Origin of the sequence: Mesorhizobium sp. M0140, from assembly GCF_040322475.1 — a bacterium.
GTDB lineage: Bacteria > Pseudomonadota > Alphaproteobacteria > Rhizobiales > Rhizobiaceae > Mesorhizobium.
In genome coordinates, this window is the sequence record NZ_JAMYTM010000090.1 from 1 (window position 1) to 639 (window position 639).

The following is a 639-nucleotide window of genomic DNA, read 5'->3' on the forward strand; positions in this document are numbered from 1 at the left end:
TTGGTGATCGTGTTGCCGTTGGCGTCGGTCGCCTGGTAGGTGAAGGTCTCGACATTGTTGACGGTGTTGGTGCCGTTGTTGGCATCGGCGCCGTCGACCGGCGTGGTCAGCGTGTAGCTGTAGGTGCCGTTGGCGTTGAAGGTCAGCGTGCCGTGCGTGCCGGTGCCGCTGCCCACCAGGGCGTAGGTGTAGGGGCCGGTGCCGCCCGACACATTGTCGACGACCGTTCCGGCGATGGTCTCGGCGGTGCTCGACGGGTTGCTGCCGATCGGCAGCGCCGCCTCGTTGACCGTCAGGTCGTCATTGGAGGCGGCAAGGCCGCTATCCGACAGGTTGATGGTCAAGGTCGTCGTCGACAGGTCGCCGTCGCCGTCCATGATGGTGTAGACGAAGGTCTCCGTCGCGCCGGCCGGCGGGACCACGTTGGGCAGGCCGTCATAGCTGTAGCTGCCGTTGGCGTTCAGTGTCAGCGTGCCGTAAGTCCCGGGAATGCCGGCGCCAAGCCCGCCGCTCACAGGAACCGCGGTGTTGCTCCCGGCGGCCACGCCGACAACCCCGCCGCCCGCCGCCGCGCCGTCGGCGCCGAACACGTCGTCCGTGCCGTCCGTCAGCACGTTGCCGCTCACGATGCCGCCCTCG

General features: G+C 68.4%; 1 protein-coding gene. It reads right to left on the reverse strand.

The genetic code is table 11. The features are described from left to right. A partial coding sequence (locus tag NKJ37_RS31970) for a cadherin-like domain-containing protein (protein WP_352776447.1) occupies positions 1-626 on the reverse strand: 626 nt, incomplete at its 3' end. Positions 627-639: the final 13 nt, after the last annotated feature.